7 protein-coding genes and 1 other RNA gene are annotated in these 7,897 nt (G+C 40.4%); 2 read left to right on the top strand and 6 right to left on the bottom strand.

The annotated features are described in order from the left end of the window. The 3 genes from ACTRWE_RS18475 to ACTRWE_RS18465 form a co-directional block, all read right to left on the bottom strand. Positions 1-369, bottom strand: a 369-nt coding sequence (locus ACTRWE_RS18475) for a Tn7 transposase TnsA N-terminal domain-containing protein (protein WP_462880461.1), incomplete at its 3' end; no start/stop codon positions are given. A gap of 133 nt (positions 370-502) precedes the next feature. Then, positions 503-599: signal recognition particle sRNA small type (ffs, locus tag ACTRWE_RS18470), an RNA gene on the bottom strand. Between the two features lie 139 nt (positions 600-738). Next, positions 739-1,617 (bottom strand): DUF3014 domain-containing protein, encoded by an 879-nt coding sequence (locus ACTRWE_RS18465; protein ID WP_262975945.1) that lies wholly within the window; start codon positions 1,615-1,617, stop codon positions 739-741. A gap of 346 nt (positions 1,618-1,963) precedes the next feature. On the opposite strand from ACTRWE_RS18465, the gene ACTRWE_RS18460 reads away from it, so the two are divergent. Further along, positions 1,964-3,109: a patatin-like phospholipase family protein gene (locus ACTRWE_RS18460; RefSeq protein ID WP_462880460.1), complete on the top strand. Its 1,146-nt coding sequence runs from the start codon at positions 1,964-1,966 to the stop codon at positions 3,107-3,109. An 18-nt stretch (positions 3,110-3,127) separates the two neighbouring features. Here ACTRWE_RS18460 and ACTRWE_RS18455 read toward each other — a convergent pair whose 3' ends face one another. Continuing rightward, positions 3,128-5,101, bottom strand: coding sequence for a monovalent cation:proton antiporter-2 (CPA2) family protein (locus tag ACTRWE_RS18455; RefSeq protein ID WP_462880459.1), 1,974 nt, complete (start codon positions 5,099-5,101; stop codon positions 3,128-3,130). Between the two features lie 127 nt (positions 5,102-5,228). Here ACTRWE_RS18455 and ACTRWE_RS18450 point away from each other — a divergent pair, with 127 nt between their 5' ends. Then, positions 5,229-6,125, top strand: coding sequence for a GGDEF domain-containing protein (locus ACTRWE_RS18450; RefSeq protein WP_008467488.1), 897 nt, complete (start codon positions 5,229-5,231; stop codon positions 6,123-6,125). Between the two features lie 57 nt (positions 6,126-6,182). On the opposite strand, the gene ACTRWE_RS18445 is transcribed toward ACTRWE_RS18450, so the two are convergent. After that, a complete protein-coding gene (locus tag ACTRWE_RS18445) occupies positions 6,183-6,524 on the bottom strand; it encodes a hypothetical protein (RefSeq protein ID WP_028834056.1) in 342 nt (113 codons plus the stop codon). After that, positions 6,521-7,831: a tRNA lysidine(34) synthetase TilS gene (gene tilS, locus ACTRWE_RS18440; protein ID WP_462880462.1), complete on the bottom strand. Its 1,311-nt coding sequence runs from the start codon at positions 7,829-7,831 to the stop codon at positions 6,521-6,523. Before tilS ends, ACTRWE_RS18445 begins: the two co-directional genes overlap by 4 nt. Between the last annotated feature and the right edge of the window lie 66 nt (positions 7,832-7,897).

The raw sequence follows: 7,897 nt of genomic DNA, 5'->3' as shown, positions 1-7,897 counted from the left end.
ACGGATTTGTTTATTAGTAACCAGTATTAAGTCGCGTCCATCTTGCTTAGCTATGGCTTGCTTTTCAATAAAACGTGCACGAAAGTCTTCGTCAGCAATTTTGCTTTGTGGTTTTACTTCTATAAATTTTTGCGTGCCGTCTGTGTGGGTAAGTAAAAAGTCAGGTGTGTAACGGCAAGTACGGTTATCAAACTCATATTCGTAACCGAGTGGTTGTGCTTCAAATGCGGCTATTGATGGTGAAAATTCAAAATGGAAACAGGCATCAAACTCTAAAGAGGATTCGACTAAACAGGTAGATTTATTTTTTTGACTAGCAAATTTATGGAGGTTTTTAACACGGGAGTGTTTGAGTTTTCTTCTGTACATGTGAGTCAACCATCTAACCATTTGGTTAAATACTAGACTATGCCACCTTATACTTCCAATTTATGCCATCTTTCAGTACAAATATGTCAACTTATACTTCAAACAACACCCAAATGAGGAATTTGGGTGGCAGTCTTACCAGCCACATCTCGGCACACACGTCACAAACTGTGGCTGCTCCCTTCCGGGCCTGACCAGGTTCGCCTGCTAGTGTTGCGAGAGGACCAATAAGACTACCATTGAGGGCCTTGGTTGGCGCGATTGAGATTATCTCTACTTTTGCTCTGTTATTCAAGGGATAATCAAAAAAGAAAGTGCGATTGCATACTTCATATACAATCGCAGGGTATTTAGTTATTAAAGCGGTTATTAATTACTCTCTAACTGCGCTTTTATATTACGTAGCGCTGCTTTTACCTTTTTCATGTTCTCTGGGCCCATGCGTAAAAGTTGTTTTTGTGCAGCGGGTAATTGCTCCCACTCAGAAAACGCATACTGATAAGTAACCGAGTCACGCAATAAAGGTAAGCTGCCTTTTGGCTCCGGAGTATCAAGTAGCAAGTCAATGGCATCTTCAAGTGTTTGTGTAAACTCATCATCGCCATAGCCAATTTCAGTGTATGCACTGTTGATTAGCGGTTTATATTCTTCATATAAACGAACAGCTTGTGCTGCACTCATACTTGTTAGTACTTTTACATATGGGGTGTAGCGTTCATAGCTATTAGGATCAATGGTTAAAATATCGCCTTCGTTTACGCTAAAACCTTCTTCTAACTTTACAACTGGGGTATGTTTCTTAGCTACCTTACCTTTTGCTAAGTTATCGATAAACACCACACCACGACGAATAACATCATCGTTTAACACTAGGCTCATTGCCGCATCGCCTAAGTATTCATCTAATTTTGCAACCACGACAGGATCGCTGTCATTTAATGTTGGTAGAGGTACAACCTCAGGCTCTGGCTCAACGTCTGGACGCTGTGTTGGCACCGCTAGCTCTTCAGGTTTTTCTGGCTTAACCGATGGCGCCCCCACCACTGGGTCGTTTTCAGGTTTTAGCTCCATAACGGGTTGCTCTTTTATGGGTTCTTCAACCTGCATAACTGTTTCTGGGGCTTCGCTTGGTTTTAATAATACAAACGCGGCGGCAATAATAATGATTAATAAAATAACCCCTGCGAAGATAAGGTTGTTATTCGGTGGACGTTTTTGAACATCTGATTCTGATGGTTTATCTGACATACGAACTCCATAAATATAAAAATGCGATACCGTTTAGAGTACTCTAAACAGATTTAATTCCTAACTTACACTAATATTCATTAATAAGTAGGGTCTGTTGACCTTTCAGGATTAAAATTTGTTCAGACCCTTGGGCAGAGGATGTTTGGTTTTTAAGCTACGTTATCGCCTATTTATGGGAAGTAACCACAATACATAGGCTCTGCCTTGCCTAAAAAAACAAACACACTGCTAAAAATTCAACCTCGAAAGATAAATAGACTCTAACATATCCTTTGATTCTTCTAGCTTAAAGACTTACAGTGAATAAATAAAGTAAAGACAGCGAACAGTTTAAATACCTAACATGAAAATTAAGCAAGTCGATCCTAGTAAACCTAAAATTGCCTTATTACTAACAGGTGGTGGTGCCCGAGCGGCTTATCAAGTGGGTGTTTTGAAAGCGTTAGCGCAAAGTATGCCCAGAACCGCCCCGCTCCCCTTTAGAGTGATAAATGGCACCTCTGCCGGTGCAATTAATTCTGCGGCCTTAGCATGTTACGCCTCATGTATGCATTTAGCGGTAAGAAAACTAGAAACAGTTTGGAAAAACTTTTCAACTTCGATGGTATATAAAAGCGACTTTTTAAGTGTGTTTGGTCATATTACCCGTAATATTTTAACCAGTTTCCAGTCAGAGCATATAAACCATCCACCAGCAAGCTTGTTAAATAACCGACCACTTAGAAAACTGTTAAACGATATACTGGATTTACATCGTATTGAGCGTAATTTACACCGTGACTATTTAGAGGCGCTGTCTATCACTGCATCCAGTTATACTACTGGCGATTCTGTTGCTTTTTTTCAGTCAAATACGCAGCATTCTTGGCAACGAGCCAAGCGCGAAGGACGCGCTACTCGTATCAATGTTGAACACCTAATGGCCTCAAGTGCCATTCCTATGGTGTTTCCAAGTGTGAATATTTATAACCATTACTTTGGCGATGGCTCAATACATCAGCTTTCACCTTTAAGTCCCTCTATTCACTTAGGGGCAAGTAAAATATTTATTATTGGGGTTGATCAACCCAAAGAGCCACATCTTCCAGGGTACTCTGCACATTTCCCGGGGCTTTCGGCCGTGGCAGGGCATTTACTCGACAGTGTATTTACCGACACTATGCAATCTGATCTAGAGCGCTTGGACAGAATAAACCGCACACTCGGTTTACTGCCCAATAAGCATAAGCATCAAGAGTTGAAACAAATAGATAGCTTTATTATTAATCCATCGCAAAACTTCAATGCCATTGCCGCGCAGTATTACGATGATATGCCTTGGGCGATAAAAGTTTTATTACGTATGATCGGGGTAAAAAAGCGCTCTCAGTCGAGTTTGACCAGCTATTTGTTATTTGAAAAACGCTACACTCAGCATTTAATTCAAATCGGATACGACGATGGTATGAAACAACTCCCTGAAATCAGAAAGTTCTTAGAGCTAGAGTAAGTTTTTTTGCTTGATGGGCTACTCTATACCATCAAGTAAATAATGCTCAACACGTTCTACACGCCATGGTTTACCTTGCAGCACTAGAATATCATTAGCATACAATATTGTGTGTTCTTGTGGTGTGTCTATTTCTTCGCCCTCGCGGCGAAGCGCCTTAATTAGCACTTTTCTTTTTGCTAGATTGAGTTCGCTAATTGCTTTATTAACCGCAAATGCTTTATCTGGTAAGGCTATTACATGTAAATACTCTAAACGCTCTGGCAAGTTGGTATCGCTGTCAATATTTTCGCCGGCAAAAAAGCTGTGCAATAATTTATAACGGTTTCGTCGCTCACTACTAACACGGCGAATAATACGGCTCATTGGCACACCAGACATTGACAACACATGTGAGACCAGCATTAAGCTTGCCTCTAATGCCTCAGGAACAACCTCAGTGACGCCTAAATCTTTTAAACGCTCTAGCTGACTGTCGTCACGGGTTCTTATGAGTATTTTTACCTTAGGAGCAACCTGTTTTATGGCATTAATGACTATTTGAGTTTGTTGAAATTCGGTAAAAGTAATAATGACTAGTCGCGCTCGCTCTACCCCCGCACACTTTAAAATATCTTTTTGCTCAACATGACCAAATATTAAAGGCTCGCCCGCTGCTTTTCCTTCTTGTACTAAAATGGGGTCGCTCTCTATTGCCACATAATCAATTGCCTCTGGGGATAAAAAGCGGGCAATAGTTTGTCCTACTCGAGAAAAACCGCATATCACCACATGGTTATGATAAAGCGTGCTACTTTGAAGCTCGTCTTCAAAGGCAAACTTTGCGCGCTCTAACATGCCTAGTCGTTTTAAAATAAAAGGGGTTTTATCAATTAAATAGGGCGTAAGCGCCATAGAAATTACGCCCATGGCAATTAAAAATGATACTTGCTCAACGCTCAGCAAGTTATGCTGTGCAGCGAGTGCAATTAACACAAAGCCAAACTCACCCATTTGCCACAACATTATAGCGCACGCTAACGCATCTTGTTTTCGCTCTCCCATAAATAAAGAAGATAACATCACTACGGCAATTTTTAAGATTAAGATGCCCATCAAGGCAACAATAATAATACCCGCATGATCAACAACAAAACCAATGTCTAACTGCATCCCCACGGTTACAAAAAATAACCCCATGAGAATATCGCGAAACGGGCGAATATCGGTCTCTAATTGATGACGATAGTGGCTCTCCCCTAGCATCATGCCTGCTAAAAAAGCCCCTAATGCCATCGATAAACCAAAAGAGTATGTGAGTAACCCGGCAAACAAGGACACCAATAACGTGGTTAATACAAACAGCTCATCGCTTCGTGCTAGTGCCACTTCTTTAAACACCTTGGGCAAAACCCACTTGCCAATAGCCCATAGCAATACACACACAAACGCGCCTTTAGTCAGCGCAAACAGCAATGCCCAACCAATACTATTTGGATCACTGCTGGCAAATAAAGGCAAAATAATGAGTAACGGCACAACCGCAATGTCTTGAAATAGTAAAACACCGATTGCCAATTGCCCTCGGCGTTTATTTAAATCACCACTCTCTTTTAATAATTTAGCAACCACTGCCGTAGAGGAGAGCATAATAATAATGCCGATGGTAAAACTAGTTAATAAACTAAAATTTAATAAATAAAGGATTAAAATAAGCAAGATACTGCTGACTATGACTTGCAATGAGCCTAAGCCAAATACGATATTTCGCATTGCCATTAAGCGCGATACAGAAAACTCCAGCCCTAAACTAAATAACAAAAACACAATACCCAGCTCAGCAATAAAGTCCATTTCATGGCTTTGTGCCATCCAACCAACGCCATGACCACCAGCTAGTAAACCTACCGCTAAATAAGCTAATACAGGGGGAAGCCCTATTCGCTTAAATAGCCATACAAATAGAACCGCAGCAACTAAAAGTCCAAAAACCTGAACATTAATATTTTGCAATGCAATCCTTATAAGCAATTAATGGAATGTAACTTAACTATAGCAACCGTATAAGTTTCAGCCAGAATGTAAATATGGCATATAACCTGCTTAGTTATAAAAAGTAATACTATAGGGGGAATAAATAGTGGAAAACGTTCATATTTTGACACAACGTATCTCTGGTCGCGGCGAATTTTTGCCGTTCTCAGCAGAGCAATATAATAGCAATACACCGACAGCACTGCATGAGCTAGCAGCTAAACTGCAAACGAGCTTAGTTTTAGAAGATATTTTAGGAACGTTTGCAAATTTTGCAAAACAACTGCTTAATTTTTCTGGTGTGCATTTTAAAGCAACAAGTATTGATGTAAAAACACCCAATAGTGATGTTGAAAATCCAGCGTACTCGTTTGATTTAAAAGTTGAAAATGAGTACTTAGGCACATTAACTTATTATACAAAGTATCCGCTTAGTGCGGCTATTGAGAAAAAGCTTCAACACTTTCATAGTGTACTAATTTATCCATTGCGCAATGCGCTTATGTATAACCGTGTATTAAGGCTAGCCACAAAAGATTCATTAACCGGATTAAACAACCGTAGCCAATTTAATGACATGTTGCTACAAAAGCTTGAAAATCATCGACGTAACGGTCATTCGTTTAGTTTAATGCTGCTTGATTTAGATAATTTTAAGCAAGTAAATGACAACTATGGTCATAAAATTGGCGATGACGTTTTAATCGAGTTTGCTGCGGTTTTATCTAGTAGTATTAGGGGGACTGATTCGGTATTTCGCTTTGGTGGCGATGAGTTTTCAATATTAATCGAAGACCCGGCTTTTACCACCAATAAAGTGGTGGCTGAACGTATTATGCGTTTAGTCAGAAACTCACCGATTATGTCTAAATACAACGTCACAGCCAGTATTGGTTTTACGCTGACTAATAGCGACGATTGCCAGAACGAGATATTTTCTCGCGCAGATAAAGGCTTATATAAAGCAAAAGCATCTGGGCGAAACTGCGCAAAAGCCTATTAAGTAATTAAAGCGCATTATTTTTAAAAAGCCTAGCCTCCCCCGCTGGGCTTTTTTACGCTACTTTTTTAATATCACGTACTTATAAATGAGCAACATGGCGCAAAAGCCAAAAAAGAAGCCACTGAGTAAATTAAGCAATGCGGCAATTGTCGCAAGCGGTGTAAAAAGCACTAACAGTAAGGGCATACTCACCCCTAGAATGAAAAATACGCCCCCCTTACCTAACCAATAGGCAAGTAAAATGGCGGCACATACCATACCGCCCAACACAGCGTAGCCTAGTGTAATTATATTAAGGGTTAAAAATACATTCGCTAAAACCGCAATCAATAGCGTAATTAATATGCCAGTAGGTGCCTTATTTATAAGCGACAGCCCAACATGAGGTTGTTGACTCATGATTTATACTCCCAAATAACTCCATTCTCATCTTTATGGTTATCACTAACAAAATAACCAACCACTTGAACTAGCTCATCATTGTAAAAAATTAATGGAATATCAGCACGTAGCCAAGGCGCTACTTTTGCATCTTTAAACCAATGTTTAAGGCTATTACTGCCTGGTTTTTTGAGTGGTTTAATACGCGCACTATTACAGTTAAAACGAACACTGACTTGTTCATCAGGTTTAGGGGCGCGTATACCCACTCCCTGCAGGCATTGTAGTATTTGTCCGTCATTCAGCACTAATTCGTGATTTGTTACGCGTTCAATATTTACTGCTAAAGGCGTCGGCTGCACAAAATAAAGTAAACCTTGATGGCGACGTATTTGCCCATCGCTTAGCTCAATTTTTATTTGTGCATCAGCTTGTGCATGAATAGCCTGACTCATTATTTGCATTAACTGTTTTTGCGAAGGCATGGTATGGGTAAATAAAGCCAGCCATGCGCGCAGAAGATTCGCAATGCGAATAGCGCTGTAATGAGCCATGTTTTGTATATTGAGCGCCTGATGTTGGTTAATACACTGTGCGAGATCTTGCTGGGTATATTCATCAAGTAGTGTTTGTTGCTGCTGTAATAACTCAATACTGCGTGCTGTACACTGCTCAAACCCAGTAAAACGCTCTGCCAACTTGGGCACGATTTGTTGACGCAAAAAATTACGATCAAAGCGTTCATTGGAGTTTGATTCATCAGTAATATGGCTAATATTAAATTGCTGCGCAAACGCTTCTATGTCGCTGCGTTTTACCGCAAGTAATGGCCTATAGCACTCACGGCCACTTTCAAGCACGCGAGTTTGCTGCATAGCGCCGAGCCCTTTTAAGCCTGAGCCGCGCTTTAAACGAAGTAAAAATGTCTCTACTTGGTCGTTTAAATGCTGGCCTAGCAAAATAACACTATCACTTGGGCTGTGTTCATCAAGCGCTTGATAACGCGCTTCGCGAGCCTGCGCTTCAATACTGGTGCGCGATTTCGGCTCAATAATGACGTTTACCGCCTTAAAATCAATTGAAAGCTGCTCACAGCGTGCTTGGCAAAATTGCTGCCAGTGATGGGCGTTATCACTTAAGCCATGATTTACATAAATTGCACTTAAATTTAATTGCGGGTACTGCTGTTTTAACCCATGCATAATATGCAATAGCACCACCGAGTCTACCCCACCAGATAAGGCTACTGTAAATGTGAATTGCCCGTTTTCTATATAGTGATTAAGGGCTTTTTGTACCTGCAGATAAATTTGTGATGTGTGCATTATTATAACCAATGAGTGAATTGCTAATAACCCCAATAAGAAAGGCTCTACGTTACGGTATTTTAA

It is taken from the genome of Pseudoalteromonas sp. G5_S1_54_S4 (assembly GCF_054968565.1).
This window is presented reverse-complemented; position numbering and strand designations above follow the sequence as displayed.

Bases quoted from the DNA above. Each gene is read 5' to 3' on its own strand.
- ACTRWE_RS18460 (WP_462880460.1), top strand. From the start codon at position 1,964: ATGAAAATTAAGCAAGTCGATCCTAGTAAACCTAAAATTGCCTTATTA.
- ACTRWE_RS18465 (WP_262975945.1), bottom strand. From the start codon at position 1,617: ATGTCAGATAAACCATCAGAATCAGATGTTCAAAAACGTCCACCGAAT.
- tilS (WP_462880462.1), bottom strand. From the start codon at position 7,831: ATGCACACATCACAAATTTATCTGCAGGTACAAAAAGCCCTTAATCAC.
- ACTRWE_RS18445 (WP_028834056.1), bottom strand. From the start codon at position 6,524: ATGAGTCAACAACCTCATGTTGGGCTGTCGCTTATAAATAAGGCACCT.